Below are 19,711 nucleotides of genomic sequence, written 5' to 3'. Positions count from 1 at the left end.
ACATGAAAACCCTGACCAACCAAGACCTCGCCGACCTGTCCGCCAAGGCCGCCTGTGCGCCGCGCCTGCGCGCCCACCACAACATCCACGCCGAGCTGGACGACGTCGTCCAGCGCCTAGCCATCGCCATGGAGCCGGGCACCTATGTCCGCCCGCACCGCCACCCCGGCAGCCCGGAATTGCTGATCATGCTGTCCGGCGCGCTGGACTGGATCGAATTCGACGCCGCCGGCGAAACCGTGGTCGCCCGCCACCGTCTGGGCGACGGCGGCGCGCGCGCGTTCGAGATGCCGGCCGGCACCTGGCATTCGGTGGTGTCGCTGGAGCCGGGCAGCGTGGTGTTCGAAGTGAAGCGCGGCCCATACCAGCCCCTGCCCGAGTCCGATCAGGCCGCCTGGGCCCCGATCGAAGGCGACGCCCGCGTCGCCGACATGCTGGCCTTCCTGCTCCGCTGCCAGCCCGGCGACCGCTTCGCGTAACATCGCTTAACATCTTGCCGCCGCGAATGACGGAACCCGCGGCGGCGGCCGGCCCACCAAAAGGCATTGTTTCACCAACCCATGCCCAAGCCGATGTTCGTATTCCGCGCCGTTCTTCCCCTCGTCGTCTCCTTGTCCCTGCTGGCCTGCGCCACGCCGCTGCGCGCCGCCCCCTCGCTCAGCCTGAACAGCCAGCGCCCGCCGCAGCAAGTGGCCGACTGCCTGCAGCAAGGCTTGCAAAAGCTGCATATCCCCGATGATTTCGTCGAGCGCCGCGACAAGCGCGACGGCAGCCGCAGCCTGGCGCTGCGCAACCCGGTCAGCGACGCCTCCGGCACTCGGGTAGACATCCTGCCGCAAGGGGAAGGCAGCCTGCTGGAGGTCAGATTGAACGGCATGCCGCTCAGCCCGGCCTGGAAGAAGCAGATTCACGGCTGCGCCCGCAAATGACTGTGGATAAGTCCAGCGTTCCGCGACTGGCTGTGGATGATCTGGATATCCCGGGATAAGACTGTGGGAAACTGTCAGGAAACCGCTTATTCCTTGCCGACTATGTGGGTAAGTGATTTCATCCACAACAGCCTGTGCATAATGTGGACAATTTCAGAACAAGCTGTGAATAAGCGCCAGCGGCGAAACCTGGCTGGCTTACCGAACCGCGTCGGCAGCGCGCCGCCCGCCCCGCGCGGTTACACTGACGGCATACGCCACAAACGGACTCGCCGATGACCACCGCCTCCCATCCCAAGTACGATCAGCACTACGCCGACGGCAAGGCCCGCCGCAGCCAATGCCCCCGCTCCAGCCAGGCCGAACTCCACCTGGCGCCGGAACGCGACGTGGTGGCTCAGGTGGAGTCCACCTCCCAGGGCCGGGTGCCGGCGCTGGTGCCGCTGCGCTACGCGCGCATGCACGCGTCGCCGTTCGCCTTCTTCCGCGGCATGGCGATGATCCAGGCCGCCGACCTGGCCGCCGGCCCCGACAGCGGCCTGCGCCTGCAAATCTGCGGCGACGCCCACTTGATGAACTTCGGCTTCTTCGCCTCGCCGGAACGGCAACTGGTGTTCGACATCAACGATTTCGACGAAACCCATCCCGGCCCCTGGGAATGGGACGTCAAGCGGCTGGCGGTCAGCCTGGTGCTGGCCGGCCGCAGCCGCGGCTTCGACGCCCAGGCCACCCGCGAGATCGTTCAGCGCCTGTCCGCCACCTATCGCCGCCGCATCGGCGCTTTCTCGCAGATGAGCCAGCTGGACCTGTGGTACTGCCGCGTCGATTTCGAACAATTGCTGTCCCAGGCCACCGACGAGGGCATGCGCCAGCAATTGAACAAAGTGGCCGGCAAGGCGCGCAACCAGACCCAGGAACGGCTGCTGCCCAAGATGACCGACCTTGAGGACGGCGGCTTGCGGCTGCGCGACAACCCGCCGGTGATTTTCCACCTCGACGACCGGAACGGCCCGTTGGCCGCCTGCGACGACTGGCTGGGCGGCGACAGCCTGGCCAAGATCCAGCGCATGCTGACCGGCTACATCGACACCCTGAAGGAAGACCGCCGCGAGCTGCTGCAACGCTTCCGGCTGGTGGACGCCGCCTTCAAGGTGGTGGGCGTCGGCAGCGTCGGCACCCGCTGCCTGGCGCTGCTGCTGCAGGACGACTACGACCAGCCGCTGTTCCTGCAGTTGAAGGAGGCGCGGCCGTCGGTGCTGGAGGCCTTCACCCAGCCGTGCGTGCACGGCAATCAGGGCAAGCGGGTGGTGTTCGGCCAACGATTGATGCAGGCCACCAGCGACCTGTTCCTGGGCTGGACCCAGGGCGCCGACGGCCATCACTTCTACATGCGCCAGCTGCGCGACATGAAGGCCGCCCCGGCGCTGGAAGCATTCACCAATGCCGAAGAGCTGGCCAGCTACGGCCAGGCCTGCGGCTGGACGCTTGCGCGCGCCCACGCCAAGTCGGGCGGCTGCGCGGCCGAAATCGCCGGCTATCTGGGGGAGTCGGACAAGTTCGACCAAGCGCTGGCCGATTACGCGCAGGCCTATGCCGACCAGGTGGAAGCCGACTACCGGCTGTTCGACGCCGCGGTGCGCGGCGGACGCTTGCCCACCGCCGCGGCATGACGATTGGCATTAGGGAAAATTGCGATGTTGCCAGTTGTGTCATGAACTAGACTGTAACAACAGAAACGCATAATCAGCCGGCGCCGGACCGTCCCCGACGGGCCCGCGCCGCCGCCGCATCTGCGGCGGCTTGTTCCCTTATACCTGAGTGTCGAAAATGCAGCTGAATACTCGCCTGATCATCATCATCGTCGCCAGCTTGGTGGCGCTGCTCGGCCTGTCCACCGTCGCCTTGCTTTCCACCCGCGCCACCCTGCATCAGGAAAAAAGCGAACAAATCGTCCACCTGCTGAAAATGGCCGAGAACAGCCTCACCCACTTCCAGCAGCTGGAGGCCAAGGGCATGCCGCGCGCCGAGGCGCAGAAGCAGGCCATCGCCGCGCTCTCCGCGCTGAAGGTGGACGACATCTACTTCTTCGGCCGCAACCGCGAGCACCGCGTGCTGTTCCACCCCAGCAAGGATCGCGTCGGCAAGCTGGACATGGGCAGCAAGCTGCCGGACGGCCGCACCACGGTGGAAGCCTACGACGATGCGATGAAGGACGCACACTACGGCGTGCTGGTGATCCAGACCAAGCGCAAGGGCAGCGGCGACGAGGAGTTTCCCAAGCTGAACGGCGTGTTCCGTTTCGAGCCGTGGGACTGGACGATAGGCACCGGCATCTTCATCGACGACATCGACCAGCTGTTCTGGAGCGAGGCGCGCACGCTGATGATCGTCGCCGTGGTCTGCGCGGTGGTGCTGGGCACGCTGGTGGGCTGGATGTCGCGCTCCATCCTGCAATCGCTGGGCGGCGAGCCGCGTTACGCCGCCGACGTGGTCAAGGCGATCGCCGACGGCGATCTCAGCGTGGAGATCGAAGTCAAAGGCGGGCCCAACAGCCTGCTTGGCGCGATGAACGACATGCGCGGCAAGCTGCGCCTGATGATAGAGGAGATCGGCCGCGCCACCTCCAGCATCAACCACTCCTGCCATCAGTTGTCCAGCGACATGGACAAGGTGCATGAGGTGTCCGGCATCGCCAGCTCGTCCACCACCTCGGCCGCCGCCGCCATCGAGCAGTTGTCGGTCAGCATAGACCACGTCAGCGCCAGCACCCGCGACACCGAGACCGGCGCGCGCGATACCGCCCAGCTGGCCAGCGAGGGCAAGACCCTGGCCGGCAACGCCGCCGACGGCATCCGCCAGATCGCCGACCAGATCCACGGCGCCAGCGACATGGTGGGCCAGCTGGCCGAACGCAGCCGCAGCATCAGCAGCATCGCCGAAACCATCCGCGACATCGCCAACCAGACCAATCTGCTGGCGCTGAACGCCGCCATCGAAGCCGCGCGCGCCGGCGAGATGGGCCGCGGCTTCGCGGTGGTGGCCGACGAAGTGCGCAAGCTGGCCGAGCGCACCGCCAGCGCCACCGACGAGATCAGCAGCATCGTGCAGGCGGTGATCAACGAAACCGGCAACGTCTCCGGCCGCATGGACGAGATCCGCCCCGCGGTGCAGGCCGGCGTCGAGCAGGTGCAGCAGGCCGCCGAAACGCTGGAGTCGATCAGCCGGCAGGCCAGCACCGCGCTCGAGCACGTGCACAACGTGGTGGTGGCGATGGGCGAGCAGAGCCAGGCCGGCACCAATATCGCCGGCAACGTCGAACAGGTGGCCGGCGTGGTCGAGGAAACCCAGAATTCGGTCAGCCACGCGGTGGAGGCGGTGCGCGACATCGACCAGCAGGCGACCAATCTGCACCAGACAGTCAGCCGCTTCCGGCTCTGAGCGCCGCGCGATACGTTTCCCTCCGCCGCGTCTTGAACTGCGGCGGCAGAACACTCGCCGCGAAGTTGTAAACCGGCTCCGGGCATCGCCGCACTTGCCGCCGCCGTTGCGGCTGGCATAATGGCTACGGGCACACGCTCCATGACAGCAAGAAAAAAAACTGAGGACAGACAGGAACCCCAGCACGCTTCAGTGGAGAATCGTATGTCTGATGCCCGCATGCCGGCAGGCCTCATCGAATGGCTGCAACACAGCAAGGCGCGGGACGTCGAGCTCGCCTTTGCCGACGTCCATGGTTTTCCCCGCGGCAAGACCCTGCCCGCCGCCGCCTTCATCAAGGGGCAGCCGCTGCGCATCGCGCGCGCGGTGCCGCTGCAAAGCTGTATCGGCGAATTTCCCGACTACAGCTTCTACGGCGAACACGATCCGGACGTCACGCTGACGCCGGACTACGACACGCTGCGTCCGGTGCCCTGGGCCAAGACTCCGCGCGCGATGGTGATCTGCGATTGCGTCGATCACGACGGCAGCCTGTCGCCGCTGGCGCCGCGCTCGGTGCTGAAGCAGGTGCTGGCGCGCTACGACGCCCATGGCTGGACGCCGGTGGTCGCGCCGGAGCTGGAGTTCTACCTGTTCGCCGCCCACGGCGACCCGGCGCAGCCGTTCCAGCCGCCCGCGCTCGCCAGCGGCCGCCGCGAAACCGGCTTCGACGCCTTCGGCTTCTCCGCGCTGGGCGAGCTGGAAGCCTTCTTCGACGAGCTGTACCAGGCCTGCGAGACGCTCGGCATCGCCACCGACACCTGCGTGCACGAGATGGGCCCCAGCCAGTTCGAGATCAACCTCAAGCACGGCGACGCGCTGAAGCTGGCCGACGACACCTTCCTGTTCAAGACCGCGCTGAAGGAAATCGCCCATCGCCACGGCCTCAGCGCCGTGTGCATGGCCAAGCCTCTGCCCGGCCAGCCCGGCAGCTCTATGCACATCCACCAGAGCGTGGTCGACCGCCAGGGCCGCAACGCCTTCAGCCGCGCCGATGGTTCGGAAAGCCCGGAATTCTTCAGCTTCATCGCCGGCCTGCAGCGCTTCCTGCCCGAGCTGATGCCGCTGTTCTGCCCCAACCCCAACTCCTACCGCCGCTTCGTCAAGGGCATGGCGGCGCCGGTCAACCTCAGCTGGGGGTTGGACAACCGCTCGGTCGGGCTCAGGGTGCCGGTGTCCGGCCCCGAGGCGCGGCGGGTGGAAAACCGCCTGCCCGGCTGCGACGCCAACCCCTATCTGGCGCTGGCCGCCAGCCTGGGTGCCGGCCTGGCCGGCATCGAGCGGAAGCTGGTCCCGGACGAGGCGGTGCACGGCAATGTGTTCAAGCAGCAGGCCGCCAGCCTGCCCACCACGCTGGACGCCGCCTGCGCCGCGATGGCAGCCGGCTGCGCCGAGGCGCTGTTCGGGCCCGACTTCAGCCGCGCCTATCTGGCGGTGAAGGAGGTGGAGCTGAACGACTATCACCGCCAGGTCACCGCCTGGGAGCGGCAGTATCTGGGATTCCTGGTCTAAAGCGTCCCAACGTTGATTGTTTGTCGACAGGCTCCACATCCCCTTCGGCCCGCGCCGGCAAGACAGCCTTGGCCCAGGGGCCTTTGAGCCGCCGTTTTTTCGATCGGCGGCGTCTGGGCCAAGGCTGTCTTGCCGGGGTTTCGCGGGCCGCAGGGGTCGCCTAGGGTCGTCGGGGAGCTGGCGAAACAGCTCCCCGACCTGCCCGGCGGGCAGCCCCGCCATGGAATCATTCGTCCGCGCAGCGGACTCCATAAACCAAACCGAACCCATGGCCTGGTTCGAGTCAGGCATGGCAGCCCGCGAGTTTGCCCTGGATCAATACCCGCGCTCGCCCGGCGAGACACCGCCGCCGCCATCGGAGTATGCTGAAGGCATCCCACCAAGCCGGTGTTTCGAAGGAGCAGCCCATGTATCGTCACATCATCGCCGCGATAGACGGCAGCAACAATTCCGACAAAGCCCTGCATGAAGCCATCCGCGTCGCCAAGTTCACCGAAGCCAGGCTGAGCCTGATCCACGTCGCCAGCCTGCGCGATCTGGCGGTCGACAGCCTGGGCGTCTACGCCGGCGACCCCGGCTACGATTTGGCGCTGGAGCAAGGCCAGGAAGCGCTGGCCCGCGCCCAGACCATCGCCCGCAACGCGGGCCTGACCGATGTGGTCAGCCATCTGGAGAAAAGCTGGGAAGGCGGCCATGACCTGGCCGATCTGCTGATAGGCTACGCCAGCGCGCAGCAGGCCGACCTGATCGTGCTGGGCACCCATGGCCGCAGCGGCCTGGCCCATCTGTTCCTGGGCAGCTTCGCCGAGGACATCCTGCGCCGCAGCCAGTGCCCGCTGCTGGTGGTGCGCAGCCTGGAAGACGACGACATCCGCGTCGAGTAAGTCCCGGCCAGAACGCCGGCCCCGATGCCATCGGGGCATCCATGCCATCCGGCCCGCCTTGCGCGGGCCTCGTCGTTTGTCAGCGGCGCTCGGCGTGGACGAAGAACTCGCGGTTGCCGTCGCCGCCCTTGATCGGGCTGTCGAACCAGGCCAGCGTCTTCATGTTCTGCTCGGCCAGCACCCGGTCTATCTTGTCCTTAACCTGCGGATACAGGCTTTCGTCGCGGACGATGCCGCCGTGGGACAGCCCTTCCCGCCCCACCTCGAACTGCGGCTTGACCAGGCTGAGCAGACGCCCGCCCGGCGTCAGCAGCGGCAGCGCCGACGGCAGCACCAGGCTCAGCGAGATGAAGGACACGTCGCACACCATCAGGTCGAAGCCGTCGCCCTCATTGACGGCCAGCAGCGCCGCGCGGTCCAGCGCGCGCGCGTTGACGCCTTCGAAATAGCGCACCCGCGCGTCTTCCCGCATCCGCGGGTGCAACTGGTCGTGGCCGACGTCCACGCCAACCACCCGGCGCGCGCCGGCCTGCAGCAGGCAGTCGGTGAAGCCGCCGGTGGACTGGCCGACGTCCAGCGCGGTCCAGCCAACGATGTCCAATCCGGCCGCGTCCAGCGCGCCGCGCATTTTCAGCCCGCCGCGCGACACGTAGCGGTCGACCTCGTCGGCGACGATGTCGAACGCCGCGTCCGCCGGAAATTTCTGGCTGGACTTGGCCACCACCGCGCCGCCGCAGCTGACGCGGCCGGCCGCCACCAGGTTCTGCGCGGCGGTGCGCGACGCGGCAAGCCCTTGTTCCACCAGCAAAATATCCACTCGAATCATGTCCGTTCCCGCTGCCCGAATTCCGATGAACGCGACAGGTTGGCGAAGCCGCCATCCGCTGTCAAGCGAAGCCGCCGACCCAGCCCGTTTGCATCAGATCTCGCAACAGATGTTTACAAGAAAATGCTAATAATGATAATCTAAAAAGCAATTCATTGATTTTATTCATATATTCAAACAGCCCCGCCGGCATCGGACAGAAAGCGCCCGCCCCATCCCGCGCGCCCTTATCCATCCATGCTGGCCCGCTCCGCCAGCGCCCGGCAGACAACGGCCGCTGGCGGCAGAGCCTCGCAGCGGGCTCTGGCCCGGACAAGGCTTTCGCGCCGGCCATCGCCGGTTTCGCCCGCGGCCCTGGCCGCGCCTCGCCATCCATCACGGCCGCGCGCCCCGCGCGGGGACGCGCGCCGCCATGCAAGGAGTACCGATGGTCCTACGCCTGTCGTTGTTGTTCGCCGTATTGTTCGCGCTCTGGGGCGCCGCCGCCCCCGCGCACATGACCGCCACCGCATCCGAGTGGCTGAGCTTCACCATTTCCCGCTTCGGCTGGTTCTACCTGCTGTCGGTGTTCGGCTTCCTGCTGTTCGCGCTCTACCTGGCCTTCGGCCGTTTCGGCCATATCCGCCTGGGCAAGGAGGACGACGAGCCAGAGTTCTCCCGCCTGAGCTGGTTTTCCATGCTGTTTTCCGCCGGCATGGGCATCGGTCTGGTGTTCTGGGGCGTGGCCGAGCCGCTGTCCCACTTCGCCACGCCGGCAAGCGCGTCCACCGCGCCGGAATCGGCCGAGGCCGCGCGGCTGGCGATGCGCCACGCCTTCTTCCACTGGGGCCTGCACCCATGGGCGGTGTACAGCCTGACCGCGCTGGCGCTGGCCTACTTCAAGTTCAACCGCGGCCAGAAGGGCCTGATCAGCGCCGCCTTCCGCCCGCTCTTGGGCGACCGCGTCGACGGCCCGGTCGGCACCGCCATCGACGTGATGGCGGTGCTGGCCACCGTGTTCGGCGTCGCCACCACGCTGGGCTTCGGCACGCTGCAGATCGAAAGCGGCCTGGAGATGCTGTTCGGCCTGACGCCGTCCGCCACCCTGACCGTGGCCATCGTCGCCATCGCCACCGCGCTGTTCCTGCTGTCGTCGCTGACCGGCCTGTCGCGCGGCATCAAGTGGCTGTCCAACCTCAACATCCTGCTGGCGGCGCTGCTGTTCCTGGCGGTGGTGGTCCTGGGGCCCACCGGTTTCATCTTCGACACCTTCACCACCACGCTGGGCGACTACCTGGGCAACCTGACCAGCACCAGCCTGCGGATGAGCCCGTTCACCCAGGGTACCTGGATGGCCAACTGGACGCTGTTCTACTGGGCCTGGTGGGTGACCTGGGCGCCCTTCGTCGGCATGTTCATCGCCCGCGTCTCGCGCGGCCGCACCGTGCGCGAATTCATCGTCGGCGTACTCCTGGTGCCGTCGCTGGCCAGCTTCGTCTGGTTCTCCGCCTTCGGCGGCACCGCGCTGGACCTGCAGCTGTTCGGCGGCGCCGACCTGGTGTCCGCGGTCAAGACCGACGTCTCCACCGCGCTGTACGTGATGTTCGAGCAACTGCCCGGCGGCCGCGTCCTGTCGCTGCTGGCGATGACGCTGGTGATCATCTTCTTCGTCACCTCGGCCGATTCCGCCACCTTCGTGCTGGGCATGTTCACCAGCGGTGGCGACCTGAACCCCAGCCACCGCGTCAAGCTGATCTGGGGCGTGCTCTTGGCCGCCATCGCGCTGGTGCTGCTGCAAAGCGGCGGCCTGAAGGCGCTGCAGGCGGTGCTGATCGTCAGCGCGCTGCCCTTCATGCTGATCATGATAGGCATGGCGGTGTCGCTGTACCGCGCGCTGGACGAGGAGGAGCACAACAGCCGCCTGCGCGAGATCCGTCGCCTGCGCCAGCTGGAAGCGCTGGGAAAACGCCAGCAGGATTGACCAGGCCGCGGGACGGCCGGCGGATTTGATGCGATCATGACAGTATTGTCTCGCCATGGAGGATGTATGGACACGCATCAACTCGACCCGATGGAGGTGCGCGTGCTGGGCGCGCTGCTGGAAAAGCAGGCGCTGACGCCCGACGCCTATCCGCTGACGCTGAACGCGCTGGTCGGCGCCTGCAACCAGCTGACCAGCCGCGAGCCGGTGATGCAGCTGTCCGAGGCCGACGCCAGCGCCGCGCTGGACGCGCTGATCGCCAAGAAGCTGGTGGCCGAGCGGCTGCCGGCCGGCAGCCGGGTGGCCAAGTACGAGCACCGCCTCAACTACGAGTGGAACATAGACGGCGCGCGGCTGGCCGCGCTATGCCTGCTGACGCTGCGCGGCCCGCAGACCGGCGCCGAGATCCGCGCCCGCGCCGGCCGCATCTACAGCTTCTCCGGCGTGGACGAGGTGGAAACCGCGCTGAACGCGCTGGCCGACAAGTACCCGCCGCTGGCGATGAAGCTGGAGCGCCAGCCGGGCGAGCGCGAGGCGCGCTGGTGCCACCTGCTGTCCGGCGAGCCGCAGATCGTCCCGGCCCCAGCCTGCGAAGTGATAGACGTGGGCCTGACCGGCCGGGTGGCGGCGCTGGAAGCCGAAGTGGCGGCGCTGAAAACCATGCTGCTGGCGCTGGAGCAGCGCCTGAGCAATTGACGGCTGAACTTGTTTTTTAGCAATTGGTCACTACCTGTTGTCGTTTGAACCAACAGGAATGGACCGCATGAAGCATTTCGCAATCGCCCTGGCGCTGGCCGGGCTGGCCGGCGGCGCCCACGCCGCCGACTACATGTTCGGCGCCGGCAACGGCACCCAGCAACTCACCCGCACGCCGGACGGTTTCGGCATCGGCCTCAATCTCGACTACCTGCGCGACGACCACAAGGGCAGCGCCGGCGGCGCCGGCCTGGAGTTCGCGCTGCCGCTGGGCCCGCTGACCGTGGCCGGCGGCGGCAAGCTGATGGCGCTGTCGCCGGACAGCGGCTCCGCCACCGCCGCGCTGGTCGGCGGCCGCGCCAGTTTCGACCTCGCGCCCAAGGTCAAGCTGTTCGGTCAGGCCTACTACGCGCCGAGCAGCTTCGCCAGCGGCAGCGTCGACCGCGTCAGCGATTACGCCGCCGGCGTGCGCTGGAACGTGGTCGGCCCGCTCAGCGTGGAAGCCGGCTACCGCTACTTCGACATCCGCCGCGACAACGACAGCCGCAGCCGCACGCTGGCCGACGGCGCCTACCTGGGCGCGGGACTGAGCTTCTAATCCTCGCCCGTCCTCCTCACGGCTCCCCAGGGAGCCGTTTTCTCTTCCACACGCCCGCCGAATCCACGCCTTCTTGAGCGCGATCAACCCCTTTTCCCGCAGCAAACTGTTTACAATATTCAAAAAAGATTATTCCTAACGTATACTATGCCGCCTCACATATGGCATACGTCTAAAAATCCATACAGATATGGTATGGATTACGAAAGGAATGCTTTCTTGAAATCCACGCTACGCTCCTTATGGCTGGCCATTGGCCTATTGCTGGCCGCAACGGCCTCCCATGCCGCCACAGTGACGTTCGCCGGCCTATCCTATTCCGGCGACAGCAAGTCCATTCCCGCCCGCTTTCCCTACAGCCTGAAGCTGGAAAAGACGCTGGCCGCGCGCGGCAACCCGCTGAACAAACAGCTAGCGGCCAAGCTGGCCGCCGACAAGCCGCTGCATTTCGACCTGAACCAGCAGGGCCTGACTTCGCTGAAGGGGCAGGACCAGGCCATCGTCGCCACGCTGCTGATTACCGGCGAGACCGTTTCCGCCGAACGCTTCGGCAATGTCGCCAAACTGATGACCCAGGTACGCGCCCAGGCGATGTTCTTCGATTTCAAGAACATGACCGTGCTGCGCGCCTATCCGCTCAGCTTCGCCTACTTGGACCTGATCGACCACTACCCCAGCGAGCGGGAAATGCACGATCGCTTCGCCGCGCTCTACTACGGCGAACAGGACAAGCCCGGCATTCTGCAGCGCTTCGCCGACATCATGCATGAGGCCGCCGTGCCCGATCAGGTTCCGCGCTTCCTGCAAGTCGCCAAGGTCCGCATCGGCGACGACGCCCGCAAGGCATTGCCCCCCGAGCTGACGCGCACGCCGGGCACCGCGGAAACCTGGGCCGCGGATCTGTTCGCGGAAAACCTCTCCAGCAAGACCGGCGTGCCGCTGCTGCCTTACACCAAGGGCTACGCCATCGGCAACACGCTGTCCATGCGCGTATCCGAGGGCGACGTGTTCATGCTCAAGCTGCCGGAGGCCGACTACGCCATCACCCTGGACATCCCTAAGCTCCGCCGCATCACCAGCGGAGAAGTGGCCGCCGGCACCAGCTATATCTACGGCGCCTACGCCCACGTCAACATCCAGGAGCCGGTATCCGGCAAGAACTATCTGGACGCCGACTTCAAGAACGGCGAGATCAAGCTGGTGCCGGCGTCGCAAGACACCATAGACGACTTCCCCGCCTATCACGAAGCCATCAAGGGCCTGTTCGCCAAGCTGGCCGACAATCTGGCCGGCAACCGCAATGGTTGGCTGAAATCGTCCACCTCCGCGTCCGACATCGACAAACAGATCCAATCCACCCAGCAATTACTGAAAGCCTGCAAATGATCCGTAGTCTCCTGATCGCATTCCTGATGCTGTTCGGCGCCCAGGCGTTGGCGGCGACCGCCACGGCCAAGGGCCAGGCGACCGTCAAATACGAGCCCTCGCTGTTCGGCAAGAAGGTCACGCCCGAAGTCCGCGCCCAGGCCGTGCTGCAGGCGCAGTTGAAGGCCATCGACAAGTACTATGCCGAGGCCGGCGACTCGCAGTCGCAGAACCTCGACGCCATCCGCGAAAAAGTGAAGGCGGACCCGGATCGGTACATCCTGGATACCGCGATCCTGAACGAGGACGATCGTCCCGACATGGGCCAGTTCACCGTCACCATCCGCGCCACGCTCAACGTTTCCCAACTGAACAACGCGGTCAAGGCATCCTCCGCCGCAGCCCAGGCAGCCAACGGCGGCCAGAAATCCAAGCTGACCTTCATCTTCGTCTCCCGTCAGACCGACAGCTCGCAGCGCTTCGACGACCGCGAGTACCAGGCGGTGGAGCTGAAGGCGCAAGGCAAGGCCGGCCGTTCCGGCGCTCAGTACCGCGAGTCGGTGGAAACCGGCGGCAGCACCACCCGCAAGGCCACCAAGAAAACCTACGCGATCTTCCCCAGCAACTACTTGAAAAGCGTATTCAACGGCGTATTCGCCGGCGCCGGATTCAAGGTGGTGGATGCCGCCTACCTGGAGCCGTACACCAAGGGCCTGCTGAAGATCAAGAGCGTGGAGGCCGACTTCAAATCCGGCAACGACCTGCAGCCGCAGACCGAGCGCAACGTGGCCGCCGGCCTGCAGAACGCCAAGGTGCCTTATATCGCCTATGGCACGCTGGACGTGCGCCTGGCCGACACCGATCCCGCCACCGGCATGTTCCGCGTATCGGTAGCCGCCACCGGCAAACTGCTGGACGCCAGCGACTCCATCCCCGAAACCAAGGCTGAAGTCGGTCCGATCCAAGCCGCCGGCCTTGGTCCGACCGAGGAAGAAGCGCAAGTCAACGCGCTGAAGAAAGCCGCCGAGGACGTCGCCCGCGAATTGCTGAGCCAGATGACCAACGCCGGCATCAAATAAACCCGAAAAAACTCACCCAACAACAATGCATCCGGAGATGAAAATGCGCAAAACCCTGATCGTGGCCGCCCTTGCCGGCCTCAGCCTGACCGCCGTGACCGCCCAGGCGGGCATGTTCGACGCCGTGACCAGCCTGACCGGCGGCGCCGGCAACAGCAGCAGCGGCGCCGACCTGATCGGCCAGCAGAAACAACTGGTCGAATCCTACACCGGCGCCAACAAGCAAGTGCTGATGGCCCAGTCCCAAATGGCGACCGCGCTGGGCGCCAAGGATGCCGCCGCGCTGGCCAAGGCCGAAGCCGAAGCCCTGACCTCCGGCGCCACCAAGGACAGCCTGAGCAAGGCCGACTCCGCCCAGAGCGCCGTGTCCAAGGCCATCAGCGAACAGCAAAAGAACACCGGCACGGTGCTGGACGCCGAGGCGAAGAAAGCCTATGCCGAAGGCCTGGGCTCGCTGGCCAAGGGCGTGCTGAAGTACTCCAAGATGGCCAACCAGTTCAGCGGCTTCAAGGATGCGCTGGCATCCGCCTCCCCGCTGGACCTGCCCAAGCTGTCCTCCGGCGCCTACATCGTCACCAGCCTGCCGGGCAACTCCAAGAACCTGTACGAGGCGCTGAAGCAGGCGGTCAGCTTCGCCCAGAGCCACGATATCCCGGTTCCGAAGGATGCGACCCAGGCGCTCTAAGCCCAGACCCGGCCAAGGAAACGACATGAAATTGCGATACGCGATGAGCGCCGCCGCCTTGGCCCTGGGCCTGGCGGCCTGCTCCCACAAGGAAGACGCGGCGACCGCCCACAAGGCGGATGCCAGCGCGCCGGTCCAGGCCCAGCCTGACGCCGGCAAGCTGACATCGGTGGACAGCGCGGCAACCGGCATCGGCGCCAGCCCGGCGGAAGCCGTCGAGGAAGCGCTGAAACTGGCGATCAAGCAGGTCAACGGTGCCTCCTTCGACATGTCCTCCGAACAGGTCAAGGCCACGCTGTCCGTCGCCGCCGGCAAGGACGCCGATCAGCTCAGCGCGCACGCGTTCGCCGAATATGTCGCCCAGGAATCCGGCGGCGTGGTGACCGGCTTCAAGCTGGTCAAGATGGAAGAGCCCGGCCTGCTGAACAAGAGCTACAAGGCGAGCATCGAAGCCAAGATCGCCAAATTCGTCCAGCCGGCATCCGCCGGCAAGCTGAAGATCGTGGTCGGTCCGGTGTACATCGATCGCGAATCCTTCAAGCTGGCGGGCATCTCGGTGCCGGCCGAACAGGTCGCCCGCGAGATACACCAGCAGACGCTGGACGCGCTGGCCAACACCGGCCGCTTCTCGGTGCTGGACCGCGAGCTGGGCGACGATGTGCAGCAGGAGCTGGACATGATCAGCTCAGGCCAGACGCCTTCCGCCGAGCGCTCCAAGATCAGCCAGGCGCTCAGCGCCGACCTGATCTGGACCGGCCATCTGACCGCATTCGGCTACGACAAGAAGCGCGCCAGCTGGAATCTGTCGCAGCGCGTGATCAACGTGGCCAACCGCCAAGTGCAACTGTCGAACATGCTCGCCGGCGACGCCGGCAAGCTGGGCGATGGCTCCGCCGATGCCGCCCGCCGCGGCATGGAAGGCCAGATCGTCGATCGCATCGTCAGCGCCATCCTGGTCCGCACCTTTCCCATCTCCGTCGCCTCGCGCACCGGCAATAACGTGATTCTCAGCCAAGGCGGGCAGTCCGTCCGCGAGGGCGCGCGTTACAAGCTGGTATCGCTGGGCCAGGAGGTGAAGGATCCGCAGACCGGACAATCGCTGGGCCGCTCCGAATTCGACTGCTGCGAAGTGGTAGTCGACAAGGTGATGCCGACGATGTCCCAGGGCCATCTGGAAAACGTGAAGATGCCGCTGGAGCAGATACCGCCAGGCGGCCTGCAGTTGCGCGAACTGGCGCCGGCCGCGCCGGCGAAAGCCGAGGCTTCCGCCCCGGCAGCCGGCAATAAGGCGCCGGCCAAGAAGCACAGGCCGGCCGCCGGCATGTTCGACGCCGACAAGGACAAGTGGTAGACGACGCCTTCCCGCTGCGCTCCACACAGCCGGGCTCCCGAAGGAGCCCGGCTTTTTTTACCACCACAAATGGAAGCGCTGCGCCGGCGGCAAATACATCTTGTCCCCCGGCTTGACGCCGAAGGCCTGGTAGAACGGCTCCAGATTGCGGACGGTGCCGAAGGCGCGCCACTGGTCTGGCGTGTGCGGATCGGACACCATCTGCTGCAGCGTGGCCGCGTCGCGGCTCTTGCTGCGCCAGGACTGGGCGAAGGCGATGAAGAAGCGCTGATCGCCGGTGAGGCCGTCGCGCGCCGGAGCTTCCTTGCCGTCCAGCGCGATCTTGTACGCCTTGTAGGCGATCTCCAGGCCGGCGTTGTCAGCGATGTTCTCGCCCAGCGTCAGCTCGCCGTTGACCTTGTGCCCCTTCACCGGCTCGTAGCCGCCGTACTGCTTGACCAATTTGGCGGTCGCCTCCTTGAAGTGCGCCTCGTCGGCCGGCGTCCACCAGTTTCGCATATTGCCGTCGCCGTCGAACAGATGGCCCTGGTCGTCGAAACCATGGCTGATCTCGTGGCCGATGGTGGCGCCGATGCTGCCGTAGTTGACCGCCGGATCGAAGGCGGGGTCAAAGTACGGCGCCTGCAGGATGGCGGCCGGGAACACGATCTCGTTGTTGGCCGGGTTGTAATAGGCGTTGACCGTCTGCGGCGCCATGCCCCATTCGGTCCGGTCCACCGGCTGCCCCAGATGCCTGGCCTGGCGGCGGTAATTGAACGCCGCGACGCGCTCGGCGTTGCCGATCAGGTCGTCCGGGCGGATCTCCAGGCTGGAGTAATCGCGCCACTTGTCCGGATAGCCTATCTTCAGCGTGTATTTGGACAGCTTCAGGTGCGCCTCGCGCTTGGTTTCCGCGCTCATCCAGTCCAGCGTGTCCACGCTGCGGTCGTAGGCCGCCAGCAGATTGCGCACCAATTCGTCGGCCTGGCGCTTGGCCTCCGGCGTGAAGTACTTGGCCACATACAGCTTGCCCACCGCCTCGCCCATGCCCTCGTCCACCAGCGTCACCGCCTTCTTCCAGCGCGGCCGGTCGGCGCTGCGGCCATCCAGCGCCTTGCCATAGAAAGCGAAGCGCGCCGCCGTCCACGGCTTGTCTAGATAAGGCGCGTAGGCGTCCAGCAGGCGCAGCGTCAGGTAGTCGCGCAGCGCCGGCAGCGGCGTCGCGCGCAACAGGCCGGGCAGCTGTTCCAGATAGCTGGGCTGATCCAGGTTGAGATCGGCTGCGGCGGACAGTTGCGCGTCCTTCAACAACGCCGGCCAGTCGTAGCCGGGCAGGCGCTTGGCCAACTCGGCCGCGCCGGTCTTGTTGTAGGTCTTCTGCGCGTCGCGGTTGTCGACATTGCTCCACTGCGCCTTGGCCAGCCGCGTCTCCAGCTCCAGCACCGCGGCGGCGCGCGGCAGGGCATCCTTTTCGCCGGCCAGCGTCAGCAGCCTGGCCAGATAGGCGCGGTAGGCCTTGCGCGCCGCGGCGAAATCAGCGGATTGGAGCAAATAATAGTCGCGGTCCATCGCCAGGCCGGACTGGCCGACGCCGGCCAGGTAGGCCGCGGAGTTCTTGTTGTCCTGCGCCACGTAGAAGCGGAACGGCGTGTCTTCCGGCTGGTCCTGCAGCCGGCCCATGTAGGCGATGACGGCGTCGGCGCTGTCCAGCGCGGCGATGGCGGCCAGCTTGGACTTCAACGGCGCCAGGCCGCGACGGGCGATGGTCTGTTCATCGAGAAAGCTGCGATAGAGATCGGCGATCTTGCGCGAGTCGACCGAAGCCGCCGGATCGGCATGCTCGATCAATTCCCGCACCCGCTGCTGATTGCGGTCGTACAGCAACTCGGATACGCCGGTCGACGAGCGGTCGGCCGGAATCCGCGCGCGCTTCATCCAGCCGCCGTTGGCATGCAGCGCGATATTGTCCTGCGGCCGCACCGCGCGGTCCATTCCCTGGAAATCTATGCCGTACGCGCCATAGTCCAACCCTCCGGCCCAGGCCGCCTGCAGGCACAACAGCATGGCCAGCGGCAGCAATTTCTTCCCTTGCATGGTTTTCCTCTTATCGTTCTGAAGCGGCCGGGCTCTGCCCGGCCTCGAGCGATGGTACGCCCGCGCTTCCCGCGGCGGCAATCGGCAAAATGCAAACGACATCATCACTCAAGGAATCGGCCAGGAAAGGCAGGCCGCAATGAAAAAGGGCGCTCTCGCGCCCTTTGCTGCCACATCGTCGGCCTCAATCGCACAAGCGCTGATACAGATACACCAACACCCGCGCCAGTTCTGCGGCGGTGTCCTCCTGGCCGGCGTTGCCGGCGTGGCCGCCGCCGTCGGTCTCGTAGAACAGCGCGTCGTGGCCCAGCTCCAGCAGCCGCGCCGCCATCTTGCGGGCATGGCCGGGATGGACGCGGTCGTCGCTGGCGCTGGTGGTGAACAAGGCCAGCGGGTAGCGCGCGTCGGCGCGCAGATTGTGGTACGGCGAATAGGCGGCCAGCGCGGCGCGCTCGGCCTCGTCGTCCGGATCGCCGTATTCGTCTATCCAGCTGGCGCCGGCCAAGAGCTGGGTGTAGCGCAGCATGTCCAGCAGCGGCACTTCGCACACCACTGCCTGGAACAGCTCGGGCCGCTGCGCCATCGCCGCCCCCACCAGCAGGCCGCCGTTGCTGCCGCCCTCTATCGCCAGCTTGGCCGACGAGGTCAGCTTGCGGCGGATCAGGTCTTCCGCCACCGCGATGAAGTCGTCGAAGCTGACCTGGCGTTTCGGCCCCTGCGCCGCCTGGTGCCAGTGCGGGCCGAACTCGCCGCCGCCGCGGATGCAGGCCAGCACGAAGGCGCCGCCCCTGGCCAGCCAGTGCGGGCCGAAGTTCTCGATGTAATACGGCAGCATCGGCACCTCGAAGCCGCCGTAGCCGTACAGCAGCGTCGGCGTGGCGCCGTCGAACGGCGCGTCGCGCCGCCGCACCACGAAGTACGGGATTTGCTCGCCGTCAGGCGCCGTCGCCTGCCATTGCTCGGCGACATAGGGCGAGGGATCGAAAGCCTCCGGCTGGCGGCGCAGGCATTCGCGCTCGCCGCTGGCCAGGTCCAGCCGGTACAGGCCGCTGGGGGTCAGGAAATCGCTGTAGCTGTAGTAGAACACATCGCTCTGCCACGGCTGGTCGGCGATCTCGATCACGCCGTCGGCCGGCAGGTCCAGCGGCTGCGGCGTCCACGCGCCATCCTGCTTGGCGAAGCACAGCATGCGGCTCTTGACGTTGTCCAGCAGGTTGACCAGCAGCCGGCTGCGGGTGGTTTCCACCGCCGCCACAGCCAGCCGCGGCTCGGGCGCCTGCAACAGCTGCGGCGCGGGGCCGTCGCCGATCAGGCCGGACAAGCCGACCGCCAGCAGGCTGCCGCTGGCGTAAGTCTCGCCGCGCCAGGACCAGTCCTCGGCCAGCTTGACGATGAAATCGCCGCCGATATAGGCCTCGATCTCGGCCTTGGGCGGCAAGGGCAGCGCGTGCGCCTCCAGGCCGCCGTCCAGCAGATGGTAGGTTTTGCGGTAGAAGCCGTCGGAGGCCTCGATCAGGTCGACGGCGCTGCCGTCGCTGTCGAGGAAGCGCCAGGCGGCGGTCATCATCGCGTCTTCCGGCGCGGCGAACAGCTGGGTCCAGCCGTGCTGGCCGTCCGCGCCGCGCGCCACCAGCCACACTTCGCGCGGGTAGCCGGAGCGGGTCAGCGGCGCGCCCTTCCAGCCCGGGCAGACGAAGGCGCTGTCCGGATCGCGCCAGGCGATGTGGTTCTTGCCTTCCGGGAAGCTGAAGCCGTTCTCGACCCAGCGCCGCGCCTCGACGTCATACTCGCGCGCCACGGTGGCGTCGCCGCCGCCGTCGGTCAGATGCACCAGCGCCCGCTCGGGCCGGACCGTGCAGTGGGACACGCCGTCCAGATACCAGTCGCGCTCATCGGCGTCGGCCAGCGCGTCGATGTCAAGCACCGCCTGCCAGTCCTGGCTGCCGGCGCGGTAGGCGTCCAAGGTGGTTCTGCGGTAGAGGCCGCGCGGATGCGCCTCGTCCTGGTGGAAGTTGTACAGCCAGCCGGCGTGCTCGGCGAAGTACGGTATCTGTCGCGTGTCGCGCAGGTGGGCGAGGATGTCCGCCTTCAGGCCAGCGAAGCGCGGATCGGCGTCCAGCACGCCCTCGGTGCGGGCGTTCTGCGCGGCCACCCAGTCGGCGGCTTGGTCGGAATCCAGGCTTTCCAGCCAGGCGTGGGGGTCGTGGGATGGCGTCATGATGTCGGCGATAGAAAATCCAAGGATGGCGGCGAGGGTAGCACCGGCGCGCCCCAAC

16 protein-coding genes are annotated in these 19,711 nt (G+C 66.6%); 13 read left to right on the top strand and 3 right to left on the bottom strand.

Annotated features, from left to right (window positions below):
* Positions 1-2: 2 nt before the first annotated feature.
* From BKX93_RS15930 to BKX93_RS15905, 6 genes are all read left to right on the top strand, one after another.
* Positions 3-479 carry a WbuC family cupin fold metalloprotein gene (locus BKX93_RS15930; protein WP_046157912.1) on the top strand — a complete coding sequence of 159 codons (477 nt, stop codon included), beginning with the start codon at positions 3-5 and terminating at the stop codon, positions 477-479.
* Between the two features lie 81 nt (positions 480-560).
* A complete protein-coding gene (locus tag BKX93_RS15925; RefSeq protein ID WP_070980576.1) occupies positions 561-929 on the top strand; it encodes a hypothetical protein in 369 nt (122 codons plus the stop codon).
* 275 nt (positions 930-1,204) lie between these two features.
* On the top strand, positions 1,205-2,599 hold the full coding sequence (locus tag BKX93_RS15920) for a DUF2252 domain-containing protein (protein WP_070980575.1): 1,395 nt from the start codon (positions 1,205-1,207) through the stop codon (positions 2,597-2,599).
* A 157-nt stretch (positions 2,600-2,756) separates the two neighbouring features.
* On the top strand, positions 2,757-4,367 hold the full coding sequence (locus tag BKX93_RS15915) for a methyl-accepting chemotaxis protein (RefSeq protein WP_046157909.1): 1,611 nt from the start codon (positions 2,757-2,759) through the stop codon (positions 4,365-4,367).
* A gap of 204 nt (positions 4,368-4,571) precedes the next feature.
* Positions 4,572-5,918 (top strand): glutamine synthetase family protein, encoded by a 1,347-nt coding sequence (locus BKX93_RS15910; protein WP_070980573.1) that lies wholly within the window; start codon positions 4,572-4,574, stop codon positions 5,916-5,918.
* Between the two features lie 407 nt (positions 5,919-6,325).
* Positions 6,326-6,802, top strand: coding sequence for a universal stress protein (locus tag BKX93_RS15905; protein ID WP_046167230.1), 477 nt, complete (start codon positions 6,326-6,328; stop codon positions 6,800-6,802).
* Positions 6,803-6,881: 79 nt separating this feature from the next.
* Here BKX93_RS15905 and BKX93_RS15900 read toward each other — a convergent pair whose 3' ends face one another.
* Positions 6,882-7,628: a TlyA family RNA methyltransferase gene (locus tag BKX93_RS15900; RefSeq protein WP_070980571.1), complete on the bottom strand. Its 747-nt coding sequence runs from the start codon at positions 7,626-7,628 to the stop codon at positions 6,882-6,884.
* Between the two features lie 427 nt (positions 7,629-8,055).
* On the opposite strand from BKX93_RS15900, the gene BKX93_RS15895 reads away from it, so the two are divergent.
* The 7 genes from BKX93_RS15895 (at position 8,056) to BKX93_RS15865 (ending at position 15,362) form a co-directional block, all read left to right on the top strand.
* Positions 8,056-9,588, top strand: a complete 1,533-nt coding sequence (locus BKX93_RS15895; RefSeq protein ID WP_070980569.1) for a glycine betaine uptake BCCT transporter — start codon at positions 8,056-8,058, stop codon at positions 9,586-9,588.
* A gap of 66 nt (positions 9,589-9,654) precedes the next feature.
* Positions 9,655-10,284, top strand: a complete 630-nt coding sequence (locus BKX93_RS15890; RefSeq protein WP_046167233.1) for a YceH family protein — start codon at positions 9,655-9,657, stop codon at positions 10,282-10,284.
* 67 nt (positions 10,285-10,351) lie between these two features.
* Positions 10,352-10,882, top strand: a complete 531-nt coding sequence (locus BKX93_RS15885; RefSeq protein ID WP_021475056.1) for a YfaZ family outer membrane protein — start codon at positions 10,352-10,354, stop codon at positions 10,880-10,882.
* Positions 10,883-11,101: 219 nt separating this feature from the next.
* Positions 11,102-12,268, top strand: coding sequence for an acetate and sugar kinases/Hsc70/actin family protein (locus BKX93_RS15880; RefSeq protein ID WP_046157903.1), 1,167 nt, complete (start codon positions 11,102-11,104; stop codon positions 12,266-12,268).
* Positions 12,265-13,326: a hypothetical protein gene (locus BKX93_RS15875; protein WP_222103262.1), complete on the top strand. Its 1,062-nt coding sequence runs from the start codon at positions 12,265-12,267 to the stop codon at positions 13,324-13,326. Before BKX93_RS15880 ends, BKX93_RS15875 begins: the two co-directional genes overlap by 4 nt.
* 43 nt (positions 13,327-13,369) lie before the next feature.
* Positions 13,370-14,011 carry a hypothetical protein gene (locus BKX93_RS15870; RefSeq protein ID WP_046157933.1) on the top strand — a complete coding sequence of 214 codons (642 nt, stop codon included), beginning with the start codon at positions 13,370-13,372 and terminating at the stop codon, positions 14,009-14,011.
* A gap of 25 nt (positions 14,012-14,036) precedes the next feature.
* Positions 14,037-15,362, top strand: a complete 1,326-nt coding sequence (locus tag BKX93_RS15865) for a CsgG/HfaB family protein (RefSeq protein ID WP_070980568.1) — start codon at positions 14,037-14,039, stop codon at positions 15,360-15,362.
* 57 nt (positions 15,363-15,419) lie between these two features.
* On the opposite strand, the gene BKX93_RS15860 is transcribed toward BKX93_RS15865, so the two are convergent.
* Positions 15,420-17,435, bottom strand: a complete 2,016-nt coding sequence (locus BKX93_RS15860) for a M13 family metallopeptidase (RefSeq protein WP_235429495.1) — start codon at positions 17,433-17,435, stop codon at positions 15,420-15,422.
* 184 nt (positions 17,436-17,619) lie between these two features.
* Positions 17,620-19,653 carry a prolyl oligopeptidase family serine peptidase gene (locus tag BKX93_RS15855; RefSeq protein WP_046168301.1) on the bottom strand — a complete coding sequence of 678 codons (2,034 nt, stop codon included), beginning with the start codon at positions 19,651-19,653 and terminating at the stop codon, positions 17,620-17,622.
* Positions 19,654-19,711 lie beyond the last annotated feature (58 nt).

Source organism: Chromobacterium vaccinii (genome assembly GCF_001855275.1).
Taxonomy (GTDB): domain Bacteria; phylum Pseudomonadota; class Gammaproteobacteria; order Burkholderiales; family Chromobacteriaceae; genus Chromobacterium; species Chromobacterium vaccinii.
This window is presented reverse-complemented; position numbering and strand designations above follow the sequence as displayed.